Annotated in this window: 20 protein-coding genes and 1 tRNA gene; 16 read left to right on the top strand and 5 right to left on the bottom strand. The window is 67.4% G+C overall.

Going from position 1 to position 22,726, the window contains the following annotated elements:
* Positions 1 to 87: 87 nt before the first annotated feature.
* Complete coding sequence (locus MNR00_RS12095) at positions 88 to 2,448, top strand: arylsulfatase (protein WP_241926169.1); 2,361 nt, start codon at positions 88 to 90, stop codon at positions 2,446 to 2,448.
* A gap of 293 nt (positions 2,449 to 2,741) precedes the next feature.
* Here the strand turns inward: MNR00_RS12095 and MNR00_RS12090 are convergent, their stop codons facing one another.
* From MNR00_RS12090 to MNR00_RS12075, 4 genes are all read right to left on the bottom strand, one after another.
* Positions 2,742 to 4,136, bottom strand: coding sequence for a hypothetical protein (locus MNR00_RS12090; RefSeq protein WP_241926168.1), 1,395 nt, complete (start codon positions 4,134 to 4,136; stop codon positions 2,742 to 2,744).
* Positions 4,137 to 4,705: 569 nt separating this feature from the next.
* A complete protein-coding gene (locus MNR00_RS12085) occupies positions 4,706 to 5,023 on the bottom strand; it encodes a helix-turn-helix transcriptional regulator (protein ID WP_241926167.1) in 318 nt (105 codons plus the stop codon).
* A gap of 11 nt (positions 5,024 to 5,034) precedes the next feature.
* Positions 5,035 to 6,141, bottom strand: coding sequence for a tyrosine-type recombinase/integrase (locus tag MNR00_RS12080; RefSeq protein WP_241926166.1), 1,107 nt, complete (start codon positions 6,139 to 6,141; stop codon positions 5,035 to 5,037).
* A gap of 102 nt (positions 6,142 to 6,243) precedes the next feature.
* Positions 6,244 to 6,543 carry a DUF4442 domain-containing protein gene (locus tag MNR00_RS12075; protein WP_241926165.1) on the bottom strand — a complete coding sequence of 100 codons (300 nt, stop codon included), beginning with the start codon at positions 6,541 to 6,543 and terminating at the stop codon, positions 6,244 to 6,246.
* Between the two features lie 98 nt (positions 6,544 to 6,641).
* Here MNR00_RS12075 and MNR00_RS12070 point away from each other — a divergent pair, with 98 nt between their 5' ends.
* From MNR00_RS12070 to MNR00_RS12010, 13 genes are all read left to right on the top strand, one after another.
* Positions 6,642 to 6,998 carry a GntR family transcriptional regulator gene (locus MNR00_RS12070; protein ID WP_241926164.1) on the top strand — a complete coding sequence of 119 codons (357 nt, stop codon included), beginning with the start codon at positions 6,642 to 6,644 and terminating at the stop codon, positions 6,996 to 6,998.
* Positions 6,988 to 8,046, top strand: a complete 1,059-nt coding sequence (locus MNR00_RS12065; protein WP_241926163.1) for a DUF1648 domain-containing protein — start codon at positions 6,988 to 6,990, stop codon at positions 8,044 to 8,046. Before MNR00_RS12070 ends, MNR00_RS12065 begins: the two co-directional genes overlap by 11 nt.
* Positions 8,043 to 9,032 carry a CPBP family intramembrane glutamic endopeptidase gene (locus tag MNR00_RS12060; RefSeq protein ID WP_241926162.1) on the top strand — a complete coding sequence of 330 codons (990 nt, stop codon included), beginning with the start codon at positions 8,043 to 8,045 and terminating at the stop codon, positions 9,030 to 9,032. The genes MNR00_RS12065 and MNR00_RS12060 overlap by 4 nt, the downstream gene beginning before the upstream one ends.
* A gap of 70 nt (positions 9,033 to 9,102) precedes the next feature.
* Complete coding sequence (locus tag MNR00_RS12055) at positions 9,103 to 9,765, top strand: O-methyltransferase (protein ID WP_241926161.1); 663 nt, start codon at positions 9,103 to 9,105, stop codon at positions 9,763 to 9,765.
* 113 nt (positions 9,766 to 9,878) lie between these two features.
* Entirely contained in the window at positions 9,879 to 11,159 is a 1,281-nt protein-coding gene (gene eno, locus MNR00_RS12050; RefSeq protein ID WP_241926160.1) for a phosphopyruvate hydratase, read from the top strand.
* Positions 11,160 to 11,236: 77 nt separating this feature from the next.
* Complete coding sequence (locus MNR00_RS12045; RefSeq protein ID WP_241926159.1) at positions 11,237 to 11,788, top strand: septum formation initiator family protein; 552 nt, start codon at positions 11,237 to 11,239, stop codon at positions 11,786 to 11,788.
* 35 nt (positions 11,789 to 11,823) lie between these two features.
* A complete protein-coding gene (locus MNR00_RS12040) occupies positions 11,824 to 12,357 on the top strand; it encodes a DUF501 domain-containing protein (RefSeq protein WP_241926158.1) in 534 nt (177 codons plus the stop codon).
* Positions 12,354 to 13,739: a S8 family serine peptidase gene (locus MNR00_RS12035; protein ID WP_241926157.1), complete on the top strand. Its 1,386-nt coding sequence runs from the start codon at positions 12,354 to 12,356 to the stop codon at positions 13,737 to 13,739. The genes MNR00_RS12040 and MNR00_RS12035 overlap by 4 nt, the downstream gene beginning before the upstream one ends.
* A 20-nt stretch (positions 13,740 to 13,759) precedes the next feature.
* Positions 13,760 to 15,361 carry an FAD-dependent oxidoreductase gene (locus tag MNR00_RS12030; RefSeq protein WP_241926156.1) on the top strand — a complete coding sequence of 534 codons (1,602 nt, stop codon included), beginning with the start codon at positions 13,760 to 13,762 and terminating at the stop codon, positions 15,359 to 15,361.
* 70 nt (positions 15,362 to 15,431) lie between these two features.
* Positions 15,432 to 15,504: transfer RNA gene (locus tag MNR00_RS12025), tRNA-Leu, on the top strand.
* Positions 15,505 to 15,737: 233 nt separating this feature from the next.
* Positions 15,738 to 16,958: an alanine racemase gene (locus MNR00_RS12020; protein ID WP_241926155.1), complete on the top strand. Its 1,221-nt coding sequence runs from the start codon at positions 15,738 to 15,740 to the stop codon at positions 16,956 to 16,958.
* A complete protein-coding gene (locus MNR00_RS12015) occupies positions 16,955 to 18,268 on the top strand; it encodes a D-arabinono-1,4-lactone oxidase (RefSeq protein WP_241926154.1) in 1,314 nt (437 codons plus the stop codon). The genes MNR00_RS12020 and MNR00_RS12015 overlap by 4 nt, the downstream gene beginning before the upstream one ends.
* Positions 18,269 to 18,341: 73 nt before the next feature.
* On the top strand, positions 18,342 to 18,908 hold the full coding sequence (locus MNR00_RS12010; protein WP_241926153.1) for a LemA family protein: 567 nt from the start codon (positions 18,342 to 18,344) through the stop codon (positions 18,906 to 18,908).
* 4 nt (positions 18,909 to 18,912) lie between these two features.
* On the opposite strand, the gene MNR00_RS12005 is transcribed toward MNR00_RS12010, so the two are convergent.
* Positions 18,913 to 20,193 carry a crosslink repair DNA glycosylase YcaQ family protein gene (locus MNR00_RS12005; protein ID WP_241926152.1) on the bottom strand — a complete coding sequence of 427 codons (1,281 nt, stop codon included), beginning with the start codon at positions 20,191 to 20,193 and terminating at the stop codon, positions 18,913 to 18,915.
* Positions 20,194 to 20,262: 69 nt separating this feature from the next.
* Here MNR00_RS12005 and MNR00_RS12000 point away from each other — a divergent pair, with 69 nt between their 5' ends.
* Together MNR00_RS12000 and ilvA are read left to right on the top strand one after the other, a co-directional pair.
* Complete coding sequence (locus MNR00_RS12000; RefSeq protein WP_241926151.1) at positions 20,263 to 21,459, top strand: AI-2E family transporter; 1,197 nt, start codon at positions 20,263 to 20,265, stop codon at positions 21,457 to 21,459.
* Positions 21,456 to 22,685 (top strand): threonine ammonia-lyase, encoded by a 1,230-nt coding sequence (gene ilvA, locus MNR00_RS11995; RefSeq protein WP_241926150.1) that lies wholly within the window; start codon positions 21,456 to 21,458, stop codon positions 22,683 to 22,685. The genes MNR00_RS12000 and ilvA overlap by 4 nt, the downstream gene beginning before the upstream one ends.
* The last annotated feature ends 41 nt before the right edge of the window (positions 22,686 to 22,726 follow it).

The raw sequence follows: 22,726 nt of genomic DNA, 5'->3' as shown, positions 1-22,726 counted from the left end.
CTGTGCCTCTGGCGTGGGTCGCATGCCGGTCGATAGGGTCGAAGGCGTGGTTGCGATTGCCGCTGCATATTGGAAGGGAGCGTCACAATGTCGACAGAGGATTCCGGGTTCGAATTGAAGGTCGATCGGGACACCTATCCGCGACCGGAATACCGATTTCCGAACGTCGGCATCGAGACCTACGCGAAGGACTCGACTGCCGACTTCCCGCCTCCGCAGGCGGCGCCCGACGCCGCGCCCAACGTCGTGGTCGTGCTCATCGACGACGCCGGTTATGGGCTGGCGAGCACCTTCGGCGGGCTGATCGACACACCTACCTTCGACCGCCTCGCCGATGACGGCTTGCGGTACTGCCAGTTCCACACGACGGCGCTCTGCGCGCCGACGCGTGCGGCGCTGCTCACCGGTCGCAACCACCACACCGCGGCGAGCGGCGTCATCGGCGAGCAGGCCACGGGGTTCCCCGGCTACACCGGCATCATCCCGAAGAGCTGCGGCACGTTCGCCGAGATCCTGTCGCTGAACGGCTACGCCACGGGCTGGTGGGGCAAGAACCACAACGTGCCCGACAACATGACGAGCCCGGCCGGCCCCTTCGACAACTGGCCGACGAGCATGGGCTTCGACTACTTCTACGGCTTCATCGCCGGGGAAACCGACCAGTTCTACCCGCAACTGACGCGGAACACGACGCCGGTCGAGCCGCCCCGCACGCCCGAAGAGGGATACCACCTCACCGAGGACCTGACCGACGATTGCATCCACTGGATCCGCACCCAGAAGTCCATCGCCCCCGACCGCCCGGTGCTCGCCTACTTCGCGCCCGGTGCGATGCACGCCCCGCACCATCCGCCACTCGACTGGCGCGGCCGGCACGAGGGCAAGTTCGACTTCGGGTGGGACGAGTACCGGGCGAAGGTCTACCAGCGGCAGCTCGACCTCGGCGTGATTCCCGAGGGCACCGACCTCACCGAGCGCCACGCTGAAATCCCGGCGTGGGATGACCACACCGATGAGGAGAAGAGGCTGTTCGCCCGCCAGTTCGAGAACTTCGCCGACTATCTGGCAGCGACCGACCATCAGGTCGGGCGGCTCGTCGACGAGCTCGATGCGATGGGCGAACTGGACAACACCCTGTTCCTGTACATCATGGGCGACAACGGCACCTCGGCCGAGGGGACCCTGATCGGCACGTTCAACGAGATCCACACCTTGAACGGCTACCAGGAGAAGATCGAGGACCTGCTGCCGCACATCGACGAGTGGGGCCTGCCCGGGTCTTCGCCGCACATGGCGGTCGGCTGGGCGCATGCCGGGGACACCCCGTTCCAATGGACGAAGCAGATCGCCTCGCACTTCGGTGGCACCCGCAACGGCATGGCCGTGCACTGGCCGAAACACGTGCGCAACACCGGAGAACGCCGTTTCCAGTTCTCGCACGTGATCGACGTCGCACCGACGATCCTCGAGGTCGTCGGCATCAGCGAACCCTCGATGATCGCCGGGGTCCCGCAGAAGCCCATGGACGGCACCTCGTTCGCCTACACGTTCAACTCGAACCCCGACCAGAGCCGGCACACCACCCAGTACTTCGAGATGTACGGCAACCGCGGCATCTACCACAACGGGTGGATGGCATCCTGCCGTCACGGCCGGCTGCCGTGGATCGGGGCGGGCTCGTTCTCCTGGGACGACGACACCTGGGAGTTGTACAACATCGCCGACGACTTCTCGCAGGCGCACAACCTCGCGGCGGAGCACCCCGACAAGCTGGCCGAACTGCAGACGCTGTTCACCGTCGAGGCCGCCAAACACGACGTGCTCCCGCTCGACGACCGCTTCGCCGAGCGACTTGACGTGCGCCTGCGGCCGAGCTACTTCTTCGGTCGCACGCACATCAGCTTCCCGCCCGGACTGGTGCGGCTGCCCGAGGGCAGCGGTCCCAAGACCAACAACGTCGATCACAACGTCACGGTTCCGGTCGTGATCCCCGACGGCGGGGCCGAGGGCGTGCTGTTCCATGTCGGCGGCGACCCGGCAGGCTGGGCGCTGTTCGTGCGTGACGGCAAACTCGTCTACCACTACAACTTCTTCAACCTTGAACGCTACGAGGTGGAGTCCGACATCGACGTGCCTACCGGCGAGACCACGCTCGGGTTCGAGTTCCGCTCAGTCGGAGAGGTTCCCGGCGGCCCCGCCGAGCTCGACCTCGTGATCGACGGCGAGAAGGTCGGTCACCTCGACATCCCGCAGCAGGTGCGCGCGCGCTTCGGAGTGGAGAGCATGAGCGTCGGCATCAACACCGGCTCGCCCGTAGTGGACTCCTACCGTGACAAGCGCGGCTTCCCATTCACCGGCGAGATCACAAGCGTCGACATCGACTTCGTCTCCGATGCCGCCGACATCTCGCCTGAAGAGAAGGTCAAGCAGCACCTCGGCATGGACTGAGACCAGAGCGGGCCGAATCGGTCCCTTAGGTCGGGGCCCATGCAGCGACACTGCAGACTTGTACTGGATGACGGGGGAAGTCCAGGCTGCCTGGGTGAGCTACTTGGCGAGAGTCCACCCAGCAGACTGTCACATTGGAGAAGGCTCGGGTCCTCGTGAACGGGACACCGGAACATTCGACCGCCATCCTGGTCGTGTATCGCTTTGACAAAGACAGTACGCCGCGCCCTGCGGTTGCTTCCGTCGCACGCACCAGCGTCTGGAACTGCGGCTCAGAGTCCGGGAGGCAACCCTTAGTGTATTGTGGTCAGCCGCAACGCCGGGTAGGTACTCCAATCGCTTGCGGCGATCTTGCTCCAGGCGACGGCGGTCTGCGGATGGATGCCGAGGAAGCCTGCGAGTACCGCGGCCGGGAGTTGGGCAGCAAGCTGCATCATGGCCGTGGTTCGGCTGGCTTGCGGTGAGATGCCAAGGTCTCGCAGCCGGAGACTTAGGCCAGCCTCGACGATGGGACGGTCGGGATTGCGCCCGGGAAAGAGCCAGGGAGTGGGCTCATCTTCGAGCGTACTCAGATGTTCTCGGAACAGGTCGTCGACGCCAGGAGGCAACACGATTGGATCGGCAGCGAAGCGGACCAGGACGTTCGTTTCGTTGACGACGACGAGATCACGAGTCAACTGGCATATGTGGGACGGACGCTGACCATACAGCAACACGAACAAGCCGCAGATGCGCGTGTCGATTCGTATGCTGTTGTCGTGGAGCAGCCGTTCGACGGTGTCCCAGTGTTCATTAGCAGGGACTTGCGGCGTGGGCTGCTGCGAACGATAGGTAGGCGATGTCAGCGGGCCGCAGCGGCCGCTTGAGTGTGCCCATTTGAGAAACTGCGGTAGGTGTCTTGCGCCCTCCGGGTGGGTCGTGAGGAATTCGTCGACGTGGGCCTGGCGTGCCGTCGCGAGGTCGGTTCGTCGCTCAGCGAGCCACATCATGAAATCGCCGAGCACGCGGAGGTGCGGCGGTACGTTCTTTGCGGCGCTGCTGGTGAACTTGCCCCGCGCCGCACGCGCTCGAACCCTACGGATGACGTTCCATCGGGAGTAGGCCGTTAGCACATGCCGGTCGGGGCCGGCGTAGTCGGTGAGGAAACCATCGATCCACTCAAGCGTGTCGCGGAGCTCGCGAGGCTCAGCCGCGAGGGCGCCACTCGCGATGAGAAGGTCTCGAAGATACTCGCGGGAAGCGCTGCGAGCAAAGGAGTCGATGCCTTCATGGCTGATTTGGGTGCGCCCGTCAGCCATGCTCTTGAGGATGCTGGTGGCGCTCGCTCGTGCCACCCATCTCAACGCCGATCGCGGATTCTTGCGGGCAAGGACGGCGTCGCGCACAGGCTTCAGCTGAGGATGCGCCTCACCGGAGGGCGCCGTGATGAGCGCAGTCATTCGATCGGTGAGAACGCAGCGGGCGCAGTTGCGGCCGACCAGATGCTCTTCGCCTCCGCACGTCTTGCAGGCAAATCTGACGGGCTGTCCGGCGCACTCGGCGCAGAGAAACACTCCGTCGACGCCACGGTAGGCGAGGATGCGGAACCGACCGCACTCGGGGCATCCTGAGGCGGTCGTGGTGATCCGGTTGTAACAGGGCGCGCAGAACTGCTGGTTCTGCAGCGTCCCTTTGACTGGCCTGGACATCCCGCATCTGGAGCACGCGCGGTCGGGGCGGGGTGCGCAGCGCGGGCAGAGCACCCCGATTTCCGAGCGAGCGATTCGACGGTCGAGACGTCCGCACGACGCACACGTCACCTTGTTCCGCTGGTCGGCCGAGTAGCAAGGTGCGCAGACCAGCGTGCCATCGAGTCGATACGAGCAAAAGCGGTGATTACGACACTTCCCACAAGCGACTGCTCGCGCGGCTCGGTGACAGGGCCCGCACACTCTTCGGCCATCGTTCAGGGAATGACTGATCGGTCGAGTCAGCGCACAGTTCTGGCAGACCGGGAGGCGCAAACCCTGGGCGCCTGCGTCGATGAGGGCGCGCAGAAACCTCTGCGCTTGGCGAGGCATCCCTGAACCCGGAGACGTCAGCGGAGCCGAGGCTTCTTCGAGCGTGCGAAGAAGGCGTCCGCGCATGTTCGGTCGGGTTGCCACGGTGAGCGTGACTTCGCGGACGACGGAGCGATCCAATCCCGTGTTCGCGTCCGTCACGATCGCGATGATCATCTCGGTGATCTCACGGTCCGAAACTCGACGACGGGATTCGCTCACGTCTGATCGGGCCTGCGGATCCGAGCCGGAATCGGGCGCAGCTCTCCGATGCCGCGGGCTTCATCCGTCCCGGTCTTTTGCACCGTCACGGGATCTTCCACCGCTTCGATCAGATCGCTGGGTGTGCAGGACAGGATGTCGCAAAGTGCGACCAGCACATCCATGTTCAGGCGCTGAGGGGGCTTCGTCACCAGCCGGAACACCTGCTCTCGAGAGAGGTGGATGCCGCGCTCTGCGAGCAGCGGCACGAGATCTGTGGTCTGAAACCATCCCTGCGATGCCATCAGCTCCCTCAGCTTCCAGCGTGCGCTCATCTTCTTGATCATCAGCGGCGACCTTTCGCGGGATCGTAGACACGATGCAGCGCGTCCGCCAGGATGCGGTTCTTGAAGTCGCTGCCGACGGAAGCGTAGATCACGGTGCTCGATGCCGTCGCGTGGCCCACCTGCTCTTGAACGAATCGCTCCGCGTATCCGAACTCGATCAGGTGGGTGACGTACGAGTGGCGCAGGCAGTGCAACGTGAGCTCAGCAGGCAGACCTGCACCGGCGCGGAGCTCGGCGAAACGTATATCCAGATATCGGACCGAAACACGGCTGTTGCGTTCGGTTATCCAGACCGCGGGATGCGCGCGGGGATCCATCCTCGGGCGCGCCTCCTCGACCCACTGTCGCAGACCGTCCAATGCCCAGTCGAACTCTGGAACCGCGAGCACCGTGCGACGTCGTGGAGGACCGCCGCGCACCGCTTTCCCATATCGAACGTGCAATGAGCCGTACTGACCCCACTCCCGTACCTGCGGATTCACGCGCAGATCGGCGATATCGAGCCTGGCCACCTCGCGACGTCGGAGTCCGAACGCATAGGTGGTCTTTAATATCTGCGCGTCACGCATCGCGGCTAACGCACCCTTACGACCAGTCCGTGCAATCTGCTCCACACGGTCATCGCAATGGCCGAACAGCGTTTCGAGCTCGTCGTAGGTCAATGGGCGGCGGGCCGGTCGTCCCTCGTACTCATCAAGATGCACCACGGTGTTCCACTCATGGCACACCTGTGTAGGAACGGAACTGAATCGCCGTTCACATTCGGTCATCCAGTCATAGCGACGATCGGTCAGATAGTCACAGAACTGCCGCAACGTGAGGTGGTAGCCGCGGATCGTGCTGGTGCTCAGTCGATTCCGGCTCATCAGGGAGACAGTGAAGTCTTCGACGTCCTGCGCCCTCCACAGCCACGGATACTCCTCCGTGAAACGCTGGAACCGTCGAATCAGATTCAGCCGTGCACTGATCGTCGACGGCTGCAGTCGTCGACTGGCCTGCTGGCGGGACCACCCTTCCACCATTGCTTCGAAAACGGCAGCCGCCTCATCGAGGTAACTAACTCCCCTCACCAAGACCAGGCTCGCAGCACCCGGAACAGGATCCACAACCCCTCCAACCTTGTTGCATTAGAAGCAACATTATTGCATTAGGGTAGGTTGGAAGGAAACTCCAGATCAGGAGGGCATGGTCGCCGCGAGATGCGGCGGCTAGGCCGTACGGCGTGGTGACGAATGATGCATCTGGCGCAATAATTCCCGGACGGTGTCCCACACGACGTAGTCGCGCCCGAGCTGATGCATCACGAGCATGAAGAAGTACGGGTCTGTCATCGCCGACATCGAGCCGCCGAACGCCGTCTTGACATAGTTGCGGGTGAAGAGGTTCACGTGCAGCTCGACGGTCGCGTGCGTCCAGTCGTCGCTGTAGCGGCGCACGCGGATGCCGCTGAACAGGTTCGGGATCCACAGGCTCATTCCGAGGGCGAGGCGACGAGGGGTGATGCGCATGTCGGTCAGTCTGCCGGTCGGGCGTGCGCCATGCATGATCGACTGGATGCGCTCCACAATTGTTCTAGTTGCACTAGAGTAAGCGTGTAGGAGGCGAGATGCTGATCCGGATCGACCCAGAGAGCACACGCCCGCTGTTCGAGCAGATCGCGGCGTCGGTGCGCGGTGACGTGCTGGCCGGGCGGCTGCGTCCAGGTGACCGGCTGCCGGCAGCCCGCGAGGTGGCGGATGCTGTCGACGTCAACGTGCACACGGCGTTGCGCGCCTACCAGGAACTGCGGGACGAGGGCCTGATCGACCTGCGTCGGGGACGTGGCGCCGTGGTGTCAGCATCCGCCGCACCGCTCGCCGAACTCGCCGGCGACGTCGCCGACCTCATGCGCCGCGCGGCGGCGCTCGGTATCTCCTCGACCACGCTGGCCTCGCTCATGAAGGAGACACACGATGACCGATGACATCCGGCGATCCCGCACCGCGTTCTTCTGGGTGGGGGTGATCATCCCCGTGGCGATCCTGCTCATCACCGCGGCGGTGATCGCCACCTGGCTGCCCGAGCTCCCCGACCCCATCGCGACGCACTGGGGTACCTCGGGCGTCGACGGTTTCGCACCGAAGTGGGCGGCGATCGCGCTGCCGCTCGGCGTCGGCGGCGGCACCGTCGCTCTCATGGCGCTGATCGGCGCATTCGGACACCGCATGCCGCAGAGCAGCACGACGCAGCAGGTTCAGGCGTGGGGTCCGACCTCCCGCTTCCTCGGCGGCATGGGGCTCGGCATCGCGCTGTTCATCTCGTACATCGGACTGGTCACGGCGGGCCTGCAGCGCGGACTCGCCGACGCGACGCAGACGCCTGACATCGGTCGCTGGATTCCGATCGCATTCGTCCTGCTCCTCGGCGGCACGGCGCTCGGCTGGTTCCTGCAGCCGCGCTCGCCGGAGCGCGCCGCAGAGGCCGGCGCGCAGGTCGCGGGCATCACCCTCCAGTGCGCTGAGCGAGCGGCCTGGTTCGGGACGGCGAAGATGGCACGGGGCGCGACCATCGGGTTGGTCGGCACGATGCTGCTGATGCTCGTGCTCTCCTTCGTGATCCTCGCGCAGGAAGCGGGCGGAGGATGGATCCTGCTGGGCACGACCGCCCTGCTGCTGGTTCTGGTCGCCACGATGCTCGTCTTCCGGGTTCAGGTGAGCGACGGTGGGCTCCAGGTGCGCTCCATCCTCGGGTGGCCGAACACCCGCATCCCGCTCGACCGCATCGAGAGGATCGAGGTCGTTCAGATCGCCCCGATGGCCGAGTTCGGCGGATGGGGCTGGCGCATCGGCGTCGACGGGCGGCGCGGTGTCGTGCTGCGCGCTGGCGAGGCGCTGCAGGTGACCGATAGCAGAGGCAAGGTCTTCGTGGTCACCGTGGATGGTGCACGCGAGGCGGCCGCCGTGCTGGAGAGCCTGCGCGAGCGGGCCATGGAACGACAGCGCAGACGAACTGACCTGGAGGAAGAATCATGACGCACCCCGACCAGCGCAGGCCGGAGCCTGCCCCTGTCACGGTCAGCCTCGGCGCGATCATCACCTTCATCGTGCTGGCCTGCGGGTTGGCCTGGCTGATCGCGCTGCCGCTCTGGCTCGGTCACGGCCTGGCCGAGCCGTACGCCGGACTGCTGCTGCCGGTGATCATGTACACGCCGGCGATCGCCCTGTTGATCGTGATGGTCGTGCTGAAGCCGATCCCCAAGGGGGAGCGGCTGCGGTTCCTCGGCATGTGGCCGCTTCGGCCTGCGAAGCGGGTCGTCTGGATGATGGTGATCGGGCTGTTCGGCGCTGCAGCCGTGGTGATCGCGGCGCTGCTGGTCGCGGCCGCATTCGGCTGGCTCACGGCCGACTTCGCGGGGCTGTCCGGCTTCGAGCAGCTGCTGCGACAGAGCGTTCCTGCAGGCACCGAGCTGCCAGCGCCGTGGATCCTGCTCGCGGCGCAGCTCGCATCCATCCCGTTCGCCGCGGCGACCATCAACGCGGTCGCGGCCTTCGGCGAGGAAGTCGGCTGGCGCGGATTCCTCGTGCCCGCACTGCGCCGGTACGGCACGTGGCCCGCGCTGCTGATCAGCGGTGCGATCTGGGGACTCTGGCACGCGCCGATCATCCTGCTCGGCTACAACTTCGGCCGCACCGACCTCACCGGGGTGCTGCTGATGACCGCAGGATGCATCGTGTGGGGTGTCCTGCTCGGCCTGCTGCGTCTGCGCAGCGGCTCGATGTGGCCGGCCGTGTTCGCACATGGCGCGCTCAACGCCACGGCGGGTCTGCCGATCGTCTTCAGCGCCGCCGGCGCGACGATGGACCCGGCGCTCGCGCTCGCACTCGGTGCCTCGGGCTGGATCGTCGGAGGCCTCGTGATCGTGGTCCTGCTGCTGACAGGGCAGTTCCGCAAGCAGCCGCCGCTCGCAGCGCCGAGGCCGCCGAAGTACCCGGCATCCACACTGCCGCCTGCCGTCTGACCCAGCGCCGCACGCAGATCGTGGCCGCGAGCCCTTGACCGCGGCACGCACCCCGGGGTTGGCTGAAGACATGGTCGAATCCACTCCGCAGAACTGGCGTGCCGCCGATGACTACCTCGCCGAGACGCTCGTAGGGCACGACCCGGCGCTCGAAGCCGCGCTCGCCGCGCAGCGGGCGGCCGGCCTGCCCGAGATCGAGGTCGCACCCGTCGCCGGAAAGCTGTTGAACCTGCTGGTGCGCATCAGCGGCGCGAAGCGCGTGCTCGAGATCGGCACGCTCGGCGGCTACTCCACGATCTGGATGGCCGGTGCCGTCGGCGAGACCGGCCGTGTCACCACGATCGAGGCCGAGGCCGCCAACGCCGCCGTGGCCCGCGCCAGCATCGACTCGGCAGGGGTCGGCGAGCGAGTCGACATCCGCATCGGCCGTGCCGCCGACGTGCTGCCGACGCTGGTCGGCGGGTTCGATCTGGTGTTCATCGACGCCGACAAGGAGTCGAACACGATCTACCTCGACTGGGCGGCGCGCCTCGGGCATCCCGGCACGGTCGTCATCGTCGACAACATCGGTCGCAGTGGCGACATCGTCGACGCCGGCAGCGCCGACCCGATGGTCGTCGGCACCCGCGACGCGCTTCGGATGCTGGGGGAGGACCCCCGCTTCGACGCGACCGCTCTGCAGACTGTCGGCCTCAAAGGCTGGGACGGCTTCGCCCTCGCTGTCATCGTCTGACTCCGCCGTTCCCTGTGACGCGGGGCTCGGTCCTGAAAACAGCCCGGGCTAGACTGGGCCGCGGATCGACGTCGCTCCACGAACCCTTTCCCCTCCGACAAAGGAGCACACCTGTGGCACTTATCGAGGCAGTAGGCGCACGCGAGATTCTCGACTCGCGCGGAAACCCGACCGTTGAGGTGGAGGTGCTCCTCGATGACGGCGTCGTGCAGCGCGCAGCCGTTCCCTCCGGCGCATCCACCGGTGCCTTCGAGGCATACGAACTGCGTGACGGCGACAAGAGCCGTTACGGCGGCAAGGGCGTGCTGAAGGCCGTCGAGGCAGTCCTCGACGAGCTCGGCCCGGCCATCGAGGGTGTCGAGGCCAGCGAGCAGCGCATCGTCGACGAGATCCTCAACGAGGTCGACGGCACCGACAACAAGAAGCGCGTCGGCGCGAACGCCATCCTCGGCGTCAGCCTGGCCGTCGCCAAGGCCGCAGCCGATTCGGCAGACCTGCCGCTGTACCGCTACCTGGGTGGCCCGAACGCGCACCTGCTGCCCGTTCCGCTGTTCAACGTCATCAACGGCGGCGAGCACGCCGACAACGGCATCGACATGCAGGAGTTCTTCCTCGCGCCGATCGGTGCCGACACGTACTCCGAGTCGCTGCGCTGGGGCGTGGAGACCTACCACGTGCTGCGCGGCGAGCTGAAGGCCGCCGGCTACGCCACCGGCCTCGGCGACGAGGGTGGCTTCGCCCCCGACCTGCCCAGCAACCGCGAGGGCCTCGAGTTCCTCATCAAGGCGATCGAGAAGGCCGGCTTCACCCCCGGCAAGGACATCGCGCTCGGTCTCGACGTCGCCGCCACCGAGTTCTTCAACGACGGGGTGTACCGCCTCGACAACAAGGACTGGACCGGCCCCGAGCTGATCGAGTACTACCAGGGACTGGTGAACGACTTCCCGATCGTCACGATCGAGGATGCGCTCGCCGAGGACGACTGGGACAACTGGAAGCTGCTCACCGAGGCGCTCGGCGAAAAGGTGCAGCTGGTCGGCGACGACCTGTTCGTCACCAACCCCGCCCGCCTGGCCGACGGCATCAATCGCGGTGTCGCCAACTCGCTGCTGGTGAAGGTGAACCAGATCGGCACGCTCACCGAGACGTTCGACGCGGTCAGCCTCGCGCAGCGCTCTGGTTACACGGCGATGCTGTCGCACCGCTCTGGTGAGACCGAGGACACCACGATCGCCGACCTGGCCGTTGCGACCAACGCCGGCCAGATCAAGACCGGTGCGCCCGCTCGCAGCGAGCGCGTCGCGAAGTACAATCAGCTTCTGCGCATCGAGGAGGACCTGGGCGACGCCGCAGTCTTCGCCGGTGCATCGGCGTTCCCGCGCTTCGGTCGCTGAGGCGCACGAACCGCTGAACCCGAAGCGCTGAACAGGAACCACTGAACAGCAGCCGAGACACGCGAAGGAGGGGGAGCATGGCACGACGACCGGCTCCCCCTTCGTCGTCCCCTGCGCGCGAGGAGACGCCGACGCGTCCGCGCCGTGGTGCACAGTCGAGCGACGGTGCACGGGGCAGCATCGCGGGCCGCGCCGTGGACGTGCGCGAGTGGGCCAGTGGCATCCGCCTCTCCGCCTTCGCCGCGATCATGCTCTCGCTCGTCGTGCTCGGGACCTGGGTGCTGGTGCCCACCATCGGCACCTATCTCGACCAGAAACAGAAGATCTCGGCGCTCGAGCACTCGGTGCAGGTCACCCAGGAGCAGATCGCCGAACTCGAACGCGAGCAGGCGCGGTGGGACGACCCCGCCTACATCACGACCCAGGCCCGCGAGCGCCTGTACTACGTCAAACCGGGGCAGGTTCCCTACCTCATCGACTTCGATCTCGACCCCGCCGATCTCCCTCCTGAGCAGGACGAGGTCAGCGACGAGCTGCAGGAGCGCGCATCCGACTGGATGCCCCAGCTGCTGCGCAGCCTCACCTCGGCGGGGCTCGCCAAGACCGCGGTTCAGGCCCCGGCGCGCTGAGTCAGCACACAGACTCGCTCCCGTACGCTGGTCAGGTGACGACACCGCCTTACGAGACGCCGACCACCGCCGAGATCGACGCGGTCTCCGGCCAGCTGGGGCGCACAGCCCGCGGGGTCGTCGGAATCGCCGCACGCTGCGTCTGCGGGAACCCGACCGTGGTCGCCACGGCGCCTCGACTGGACGACGGCACGCCGTTCCCCACGTTTTACTACCTCACGCATCCTGCCGCGACAGCGGCCATGTCGACGCTCGAGGCCACCCAGGTGATGCCCGAACTCGCACACCTGCTTGAAGAGGATGCCGACGTCGCCGCCGCCTACCAGCGCGCGCACGCGGCCTACCTCGCCGACCGCGCGCAGTTCGGCGACGTGCCGGAGATCGACGGCATCTCGGCCGGCGGAATGCCCACACGCGTGAAGTGCCTGCACGCTCTGGCCGGACATGCCCTGGCGGCGGGCCCTGGCGTGAACCCGATCGGCGACGCCGCGCTGGCGCGCTCCAGCTGGTCGCCCGAGCGGTGCGCGTGCACCGATCCGGGGGCGGCCCGTGGGAGCACGGCGGAATGACGAGATTGCGGATGCTGTCGGGCATTGCCGTGCTCACGGCGATGGCGGCGTCCGCGATCCTCGGTGCCGCGCCGGCCGTGGCCGTGACCCCGGCGACAGCCTTCGCTGACACCGTCCCCCAGTCGAATGCAGCGACCGAGGCCGAGACACCGGAGCCGACTCCGCTGCCGATCCCTGACGACCCGAGCGATCCAGTCCGCGCCAAGGAGTACTGGCTCGACGGCGCGAAGATCCGCGACGCCTGGCGCGTCACGCGCGGCAAGGGCGTGACCATCGCAGTGCTCGACACCGGGATCGGCGAGGCCGGCGGGGTGTTCGGAAGCGCGGTCAAGGACGGCAAGGACATGTCCGGGGTGGGCACCGCGGACGGCCGGACGCCGGTGGGAGTCATCAACCGTGGGCACGGCACGCTCGTGGCCTCGGTCGCCGCGGCACCGGGCAAGCCCGACGGCACCGGCATGATCGGGGTCGCGCCGCGGGCCAACCTGCTGTCGATCTCGCTCGGCTTTCCGGGGACTTCGTCGACCGTGCCTTTCAGCGAGCAGGTCGCGGAGGGCATGAAGTGGGCCGTCGACAACGGCGCCGATGTGATCAACCTGTCTTTCACCACCAACACCCTGGACTGGGACAAGAGCTGGGACGAGGCGTTCCTGTACGCCTACGAGCATGATGTCGTCGTGATCGCCGCCGCGGGAAACCGCGACAGCGGAACCTCGATCATCGGCGCACCCGCCACGATCCCCGGCGTGCTCACGGTCGGGGGCGTCGACCAGACCGGAATGGCGAGCCGTGGCGCGTCGACGCAGGGGATCACGATCGGCATCATGGCGCCGAGCGAGTCGCTGGTCGGCATCGCAGCCGACGGGCAGGTCGTCGGGTGGGACGGCACGAGCGGCGCCGCGCCGATCGTCGCCGGGGCGGCGGCGCTGGTGCGCGCCGCGCATCCGGAGCTGGATGCCGCGAATGTCATCAACCGGCTGATCAAGACCGCGGTTCCGGTTCCAGAGATGCGCGAGAAGCCGGATCCGCTCTACGGATACGGACTTCTCGACGTGAACGCGGCCGTGACGGCATCCGTCCCGAAGGTCGATGCCAACCCGATGGGCGATCTGAAGGAGTGGGTGCGGGTGTACCGGCGCGCTGACGCTCCGAAGGATCCCGAGCCGCAGGCCACCGCGACGCCAGAGGCCGTGCCGCCGCTGCCTCCGGCCGAGCCGCCGACCGAGGCGGGCTCGCCCCTGCTTCCGACGACCGAATCTCTGCGGTACGGTACCCTGCCGCTTCTGGCACTCACAGTGCCTGGTATCCTGGTAGCGCTTGGCGTCACCGCAGCTGCCCGGCGCATCCGAACGGAGCGCGGTCGACGCACTCCCACACCCTGACGACGAGGAGTTGTCCCCCTGTGCCTCAGAACAGCACTGCACCCCGCATTCTGATTGTCGGTGGAGGCTACGCAGGTTTCTACACCGCATGGAAGCTCGAGAAGCACCTTCGCAAGGGTGAAGCTGATGTGACGATGGTGGATCCGCTGCCGTACATGACGTACCAGCCGTTCCTGCCCGAGGTCGCCGCCGGATCGATCGAGCCGCGCCACGCGGTCGTCGCGCACCGCCGCCATCTGAAGCGCACCAACGTCATCACGGCCAAGATCACCGGCATCGATCACGCGAACAAGGTCGCCACGATCACGCCGCCCGTGGGTGAGTCCTACGAGTTCGCATACGACCAGATCGTCGTCACCGCCGGTGCAGTCTCGCGCACATTCCCGATCCCGGGCATCGCCGACAACGCCATCGGGCTGAAGACCATCGAAGAGGCCGTCGCCGTGCGCGACAAGCTGATGTCGAACTTCGACAAGGCCGCTTCCATCCCCGCCGGCCCCGAGCGCGACCGTCTGCTGACGGTCGTCGTCGTCGGTGGCGGCTTCGCCGGCATCGAGGCGTTCGCCGAGCTGCGCTCGCTCGCCTCGTCGCTGGTGTCGAAGTACCCGCAGCTGACCTTCGACGACACGCACTTCCACCTCATCGAGGCCATGGGGCGCATCATGCCCGAGGTCTCGCTGAAGACCAGCGAGTGGGTGCTCAAGGACCTCGCGAAGCGCGGTGCCAACGTGCACCTCGACACTCAGGTCACGGGTGCCGTCGGCGGCGACGTCGAGCTCTCCACCGGCCAGGTCATCCCGACCGACCTGATCGTCTGGACCGCAGGAGTCATGGCCAACCCGACCGTCGTGCGCGGCGGCGACCTGCCCGTCGAGGAACGCGGTCGCATCCAGACCCGCGCCGACCTGCGCGTCGGCACCGCCGAGGCTCCCGTCGAGGGTGCCTGGGCCGCCGGTGACGTCTCGGCCGTGCCGGACCTGTCCGGCGGCGGTGTGGGCGGCTACTGCGTGCCGAACGCCCAGCATGCCGTGCGTCAGGCGAAGGTGCTCGCGAAGAACCTCGTCGCCGTGCTGCGCGGTGAGGGCACCAAGGAGTACTTCCACAAGAACCTCGGCGCTGTCGCAGGCCTCGGCCTGTACAACGGCGTCTTCCAGTCCGGCAAGATCGCGCTGAAGGGCTTCGTCGCCTGGATCGCACACCGCGGCTACCACGGCCTGGCCATGCCGACGTGGGAGCGCAAGTGGCGCGTGCTGTGGGGCTGGTGGAACAACCTGTGGCTCGGCCGCGACATCGTGAACCTCGAGGCTGTGCAGCAGCCCCGTGCCGCGTTCGAGGAGTTCGCAGCGCGTCCGCGTCCTGCGGTCGCCGCGGCGCCCGCACCGGCTCCGGCGAAGACGGAGGATGCCCCGGCGAAGGCAGAAGCAGATGCAGCGCCTGCGAAGGACGCCGCCAAGAAGCCTGCCGCGCGCAAGGCTCCGGCCCGCAAGGCACCGGTGAAGACCTCGGCTGAGAAGGCCGACGCGTCGACCGCTGAGGTGGCCGCACCGAAGAAGCCGGCAGCCCGCAAGACGCCTGCCAAGAAGACCGACGTCAAGGCGGAGACGGTCAAGGCCGACGCCTGATCACCTGACTGCTGAAGGACCCGCGCGAGCGATCGTGCGGGTCCTTTCGCGTCGCTAGGCTGATCGGTGGGCCCCCATAGCCCAACGGCAGAGGCAGGCGACTTAAAATCGCTTCAGTCTGGGTTCGAATCCCAGTGGGGGCACGAAGTGGCGCCACTGGGTGAGACCCAGACTAGGGCCCACGCCGGCGGAGGCTCCGCGCGACGCGAAGCGGCGGGTGGAGGGCCGGTGGGGCGGGTTCGAATCCCAGTGGGGGCACGAAGTGGCGCCACGAAGATGAACCAGCGTCTCACGAGTTGTGAAACTCAGTCCGATTTGGTCGTAAGGTAGAGGGGTGCTCGACCTCACTGTTGAACAGAGCCCGAAGACTGCCGATGTGGGCCCGGATTCCTCCTCTCGCGATGCCGCGTGGCGCTCGCCTGCGCGCTACTGGCGCTCGCTGACGGAAGCGACGGCCCATCTGCCCGCACCCGTCGCCGTCATCGAGCGCGACGCGCTGCGGTACAACGCCATGGATCTGCTGGTGCGCTCCGGCGGCATCCCGATTCGCGTCGCGACGAAGTCGGTGCGCGTGCGCGCGGTGCTGGATGCTGTGCTCGCCCTGCCCGGCTACCGTGGCATCCTCGCATTCACCCTCGCCGAGGCGCTCTGGCTCGCTGAGGATCACGACGACATCGTGCTCGGCTATCCCACCGTCGACAAGGCGGGGCTGGCGACCCTGCTGGCCGATGAGAAGCTCGCGGCGCGCATCACGCTGATGATCGACGACCTTGCCCACCTCGACCTCATCGACGCCATCGCGGCACCCGGCAAGCGTCCTGACGTCCGCGTCGCGATCGACGTGGACGCCTCGCTGCGGTCGGCGGCACTCGGGCACATCGGCGTGCGCCGCTCGTCGCTGTTCACCGCGGCCGACGTCGCCGGCTTCGCCCGGCAGGTGGTGCGTCGTCCCGGATTCACGCTGGTCGGGTTGCAGATGTACGAGGCGCAGATCGCAGGGCAGGGGGATGCCGCGGGCGCCGACGCTCCGATCATCCGCATGATGCAGGCCCGTTCCCGTGACGAGCTGCGACGGCGCCGTGCCGAGATCGCGGAGGCGATGCTCGACGTCGCCCCGCTGGAGTTCCTCAACGGCGGTGGCACCGGATCACTGGAGTTCACCGGCAGCGACCAGTCGCTCACCGAGGCCACGGCCGGCAGCGGACTGCTTGCCGGTCACCTCTTCGACGGGTACCGCTCGTTCTCGCCCGCACCGGCGACCGCCTTCGCGTTCGACGTCGTGCGCAAGCCCGAGCCCGACATCGCCACCGTTCTCGGCGGCGGATGGATCGCCTCTGGACCCGCCGTCGCGTCACGGCAGCCGCTGCCGGTCTGGCCACAGCACCTGCGCACGATGCCCCGCGAGGCGGCGGGTGAAGTGCAGACCCCACTGCGCGGCGAGACCGCGCGCGACCTGAAGATCGGCGACCGCGTCTGGTTCCGGCACGCCAAGAGCGGCGAGCCGGCCGAACGGGTCGACACGTACCACCTCGTCGCCGACGGCGTCGTCATCGACGAGATCCCCACTTATCGAGGCGAAGGAAAGACGTTCTTATGACACGACCCGGCGGAACCTGGCAGAACTGGGGCCGCTCGGCCAGTGTGCGCCCTGTGCGGGTGGAGCGTCCGCGTTCGGCGGAGGGCGTGCAGCGCGCTGTCAAGGCGGCGGCCGCTGAAGGACTCACGATCAAAGCCGTCGGCGCGGGGCACAGCTTCACCGGCATCGCCGTCGCGCCAGGCGTGCTGGTCGAGCTCGACGAGTTGCAGGGTGTCGTCTCGGTGGATGCTGAGCGCGGGCGCGTCACGCTGCGCGGTGGCACGCGCCTGCACCGCATCCCCGAGCTGCTGCGCCCGCACGGCCTCGCGATGGAGAACCTGGGTGACATCGATCGGCAGTCGATCACCGGGGCGATCTCGACAGGCACGCACGGCACGGGGTCTGGCTTCGGCGGCATCGCGACCCAGGTGCGCGGGCTGAGCATGATCACCGCCGACGGCGAGTTCCTGCGCATCGACGAGACGCACAACAATGAGCTGCTCGGTGCGGCCGTGCTCAGCCTCGGCGCGCTCGGCATCATCGTCGAGGTGACGCTGCAGTGTGTTCCGGCGTTCATCCTGCACGCGGTCGATGAACCGGCCCCGCTCGCGGACGTGCTCGACACAGTGCACGAGCGTGCCACCGAGAACGATCATTTCGAGTTCTACTGGTTCCCGCACACCGACGTCGCCCTCACCAAGCGACAGACCCGTCTGCCCGAGTCCACCCCGCGCAAGCCGCTGCCTCCGGTGGGCAAGTGGATCGACGAGACGCTGCTCTCGAACGGCATCTACCGGATGGTCTGCGCCACCGCTCAGGCAGTGCCCGCGATCACCCCGCCGTTCAATCGTCTGGCCGTGAAGATGACCGGCGACCGCGAGTACACCGACCGGTCGAACGCCGTGCTGACGCAGAGCCGCACCGTCCGCTTCCGCGAGATGGAGTACGCGATCCCGGTCGAGCACCTTGTGTCGGCATTCCGCGAGCTGCAGCAGCTCATCGCCGATCGCGGCTGGTCGGTCGAGTTCCCCGTGGAGGTGCGCTTCGCAGCATCTGATGATCTGTGGATGTCGACCGCCTCCGGGCGCGACAGCGCCTACATCGCCGTGCACCGCTACTGGCGCGCGGACCCCCGCGAATACTTCGACGCCGTGGAGCAGATCATGCTGCGCTACGGCGGACGTCCGCACTGGGGCAAGCTGCACAGCCTCGATGCCGACCAGCTGCGCGAGCGCTATCCGCGGTTCGACGACTTCGTCGCGCTGCGCGATCGGCTCGACCCGCAGCGCGTGTTCGGCAACAGGCACTTGGAGCGCATCCTCGGTGCGTGATTCACGCCTGTCGCCCAGGTGATCCGCAGTGATCGCCGCATAGGATGGTTTTCGATTCTCGAGGGGGCTCCGCATGGAATGGCTGTGGCCGGTACTGATCGTCGTCGGCGTGCTGGTGCTCGTCGGCATCTATCTGTGGGCGACATACAACTCGCTGGTGCAGCTGAATGTGCGCGTCGATGAGGCGTGGAGCGGCATCACCGTGCAGCTGAAGCGGCGGGCGGATCTGATCCCGAATCTGATCGAGACCGTGCGCGGTTACGCCGCGCACGAGAAGGCCGTCTTCGAGGGCGTCACCAGGGCTCGTGCTGAGACACTGTCGGCGACCGGGCCCGCTGAGGCCGGCGTCGCCGAGGGGCACCTGCAGCAGGCGCTGCGCAGTCTTTTCGCCGTGGCCGAGGCTTACCCGCAGCTGCAGGCCAGCCAGAACTACCTGCAGCTGCAGCACTCGCTGGTCGACACCGAGGACAAGATCCAGGCTGCCCGCCGGTTCTACAACGGCGGCGTTCGCGAGCTGAACACCAAGATCAAGGTGTTCCCGAACAACATGTTCGCGCGCGGGCTCGGCTTCACCGAGCGCGAGTTCTTCGAGGTCGCCGACGACGGCGCGATCTCCGAGCCGCCGCGGGTGCAGTTCTAGACCTCTAGGCGGCTTCCCTCGGATGCTGATGGCGTTCGATCGGCGGCTCGCTGCCGTGCAGCGCACGCGCGACAGCATCCGACGCATCACCCCAGCCTGACACGCTGAGCCGTTCCAGCCCCTGCCAGCGCGCCGCGCGCACCAGCTCTTCGGCAACGCGCTCAGCGTCACGAAGCGGGTCGGCGTGCGGTTCCCACCACGCCGACTGCACCTGCAGAGCGGATGCTGGGCGGTCGGCCTTCAGATCGACTCTGGCGACGATGCGATCGCCGACCAGCACCGGCAGCGAGTAGTAGCCGTAGCGGCGCTTGGCCGCCGGCACGTAGATCTCGATGCGGTAGTCGAGGTCGAACACCCGCAGCGCGCGGTCTCGGAACCACACGACCGGATCGAACGGGGTCAGCAGGGCCGCCCGGTCGATCCGGCGGGGGAGCGCGGCCTCACGGTGCCGCCAGGCCGGGATCGGGCGTCCGCCGCGTTCCCACCCCCGTACGGTCACGGCCTCCAGCTCGCCAGAGTCGACGAGGTCGTCCACCGCCGATCGCACGGCCGCCTGGTCGCGCAGTCGGTAGTAGTCGTTGAGATCGGCGACCGTCGCCACTCCGTACGATCGCGCCGCGCGGCGCACCAGCTCGCGCACCGCATCTTCGCGGCTGATCTCGGTGCCGAGCACGTCGGCGGGAATGATCTGCTCGGCCAGGCCGTAGCGCCGCTCGAAGCCGATCCGGCCGGCGATCGCGACCTCACCATTGCGCCACAGATGCTCGAGGGCGAGCTTCGCCTCGTCCCAATCCCACCACGTGCCGCGATCCCGCGGGGCGTCCTCGCGCAGGTCGGCCGGACGCAGCGGTCCGCGGTCGCGCAGCTCGGCCCGCACCCAGTCCAGCGTGCGGGCGTGCACGTGCCCCCAGGCGTCCGGCGTCGACACGCGCTCCTGCCACGCCCGCATGCGGAACCCCCACAGCGGCCAGTCCGCCACCGGCATGAAGGTGGCCTCGTGGGCCAGGTACTCGACGTAGTGCGTGGTGCGCGAGACGAAGGTGCGATCCAGCAGCGTCGGGTCGTAGTCGCCCAGACGCGAGAACATCGGCATGTAGTGCGACCGGGCGAACACGTTCACCGAGTCGATCTGCAGCACGCCAAGGCGCTCCATGGCGCGATGCAGATGCCGGGGAGCGACAGCATCGGGCATCCGCCGTGAGAAGCCCTGCGCCGCCAGCGTCATCCGGCGCGCCTCGGAAGCACTCAGCGTGGGGATCTTGGTCGCGGTCATCGCAGGAGCCATTCGGCCAGACTATGCGGCACCACCGACATCATGCCGGGGCGATCACATGACGATACGTAGAATTGCACAATGAGCGACAACCCCAGACCGAGGTTCCGCAATCCGTTCCGTGCCGATCCGCCGTCCACCCACCGAATCGTGGAGATCGAGGCCGATGAGGCCGTGCCTCGATCGCTCAGATTGACCGCGGCGTATTCCTGGCGTCTACTCGTCATCGCCGGAGCCATCGCCCTGTTCATCTGGCTGGTGATGCTGCTCAAGCTCCTGGTCATCCCGCTCATGGTCGGCATCCTGATCACCGCCCTGCTGTGGCCGGGATTCCAGCTGATGATGCGCGCGCGCTTCCCCCGGTGGCTGGCGATCACGGTCGCCATCGGAGCCACCCTCGGCATCGTCACCGGACTGGTCTGGCTGGTCGTCTGGCAGGTGCGCCTGCAACTGCCAGATGTGCAGGCCAAGACCAAGGAGGCGATCGACCAGCTGCGCACGTTCCTGCTCGACGGGCCGCTCAACCTCACAGCCAAGCAGATCGACGACTTCATCCAGCAGGGACTCAATCTGCTCACGGAGCAGGCGTCGCTGCTGTGGAATGCCGCCGGCGCTGTCACCGGCACTGCAGCGCACATCGTCACAGGCACGCTGCTCGCTCTGTTCATCCTCATCTGCCTTCTCGCCGACGGAGGCGGGATCTGGCGCTGGACGCTCAAGGTCTTCCCTCGTCGCGCTCGGCCTGCTGTCGATGCCGCCGCGACCAACGGCTGGGACACGGTCGTCAACTACGCCAGGACGCAGCTCGCCGTCGCTGCGATCGATGCCGTCGGCATCGGCGCTGGTGCGGCGCTGCTCGGCGTGCCGCTGGCCATTCCCGTCGCGGTGCTGGTGTTCCTCGGCTCGTTCATCCCGATCGTCGGTGCCGTGCTGACCGGCACGATCGCGGTGTTCCTGGCGCTGGTCTACAACGGGCCGTGGATCGCGCTGGCGATGCTCGGTGTCGTGCTGCTCGTTCAGCAGGTCGAGGGGCACATCCTGCAGCCGCTCATGATGGGCGCCGCCGTGAAGGTGCATCCGCTGGCCGTCGTGCTGGTGGTCGCGGGAGGCGCGATGATCGCAGGCATCCCCGGTGCGCTGTTCGCCGTGCCGCTGGCCGCGTTCATCAACGTCGCCGCGGTGACGATCAGCACCGGCGCGTGGCGCACCGGCGAAGACCCACAAGCAGATCTCATCTGGAGCACAGTGCCGCGTGAGCGGCCGAGGAGGAATCGATGACCACAGGCCCGAGCCTTGCCGAGTTCAGAGCAGCAGCCGAGAGCCTCGACGGGGTGATCTCGCACACGCCGACGGAGCTCTCCCGCGCCCTCACCGAGACGCTGGGCGCGACGGTGCTGCTGAAGATGGAGAACCTGCAGCGCACCGGGTCGTTCAAGATCCGCGGTGCGACGTACCGCCTCGCCCAGCTCACGCCAGAGGAGCGCGTGAGAGGTGTCGTCGCAGCATCCGCCGGCAACCACGCGCAGGGTGTGGCACTCGCGGCGCAGTCGCTCGGCATCGCGGCGACGATCTTCATGCCGCTCGGCGTGCCGGTGCCGAAGCTGCTCGCCACGCGCGGATACGGAGCTGAGGTGGTGCTGGAGGGCGACACCGTCGCGACCTCGCTGCGCCTCGCGGCTGAGTTTGCCGAGCGCACCGGCGCCGTGCTCATCCACCCCTTCGATCATCGCGACGTCGTGATCGGACAGGGCACGCTGGGCCTGGAGATCTTCGACGACGTCCCCGACCTGGACACCGTGATCATGGGCATCGGCGGCGGCGGACTGATCGCGGGTGTCGCGGCGGCCATCAAGCAGGCGGCCGCCGAGGCCGGCCGTACCGTGCGCATCATCGGCGTGCAGTCCGAACGCGCTGCGGCCATGCCGCCGTCGCTGGCAGCCGGGCACCCGGTCGAGATCAAGACGCAGCCGACCATCGCCGACGGCATCCTGGTCGCCGAACCCGGCGCGGTGCCGTTCGAGATCATCCGCGATCTCGTGGACGACGTCGTCACCGTCTCTGAGGACGACATCGCCCGCGCCATCCTCGTGCTGCTCGAGCACGCCAAGGTCGTCGTCGAGCCCGCCGGCGCAGTGGGCGTCGCCGCGATTCTGGCCGGCAAGGTGAAGGCCAACGGCACCACGGTGCCGATCCTGTCCGGCGGCAACATCGACCCGATGCTGCTGCAGCGCGTCGTCGCCCATGGGCTGGCGGCCTCGGGACGCTACGCCACCGTGCGCATCCCGCTGCCGGATCGACCCGGTCAGCTGGCCAAGGTCAGTGAGATCCTGTCGCAGGTCGGTGCGAACGTCATGGAGGTACTGCACACGCGGCACGGGCACGGCCTGCAGATCAGCGACATGATCCTGCAACTCTCGATCGAGACCCGCGGGCCCGAGCACACCCAGCTGGCCTTCGACGCATTGCGCGCGGCCGGATACGAGCCCTCGGTGCTGCCCGACTGATCAGGTCCCTGCAACGAGAAGACGGCGGGATGCCCTGGGGC

Origin of the sequence: Microbacterium sp. H1-D42 (assembly GCF_022637555.1) — a bacterium.
Classification (GTDB): domain Bacteria; phylum Actinomycetota; class Actinomycetes; order Actinomycetales; family Microbacteriaceae; genus Microbacterium.
The sequence above is the reverse complement of the archived record's forward strand: the minus strand, read 5'-3'. Positions and strand labels throughout refer to the sequence as shown.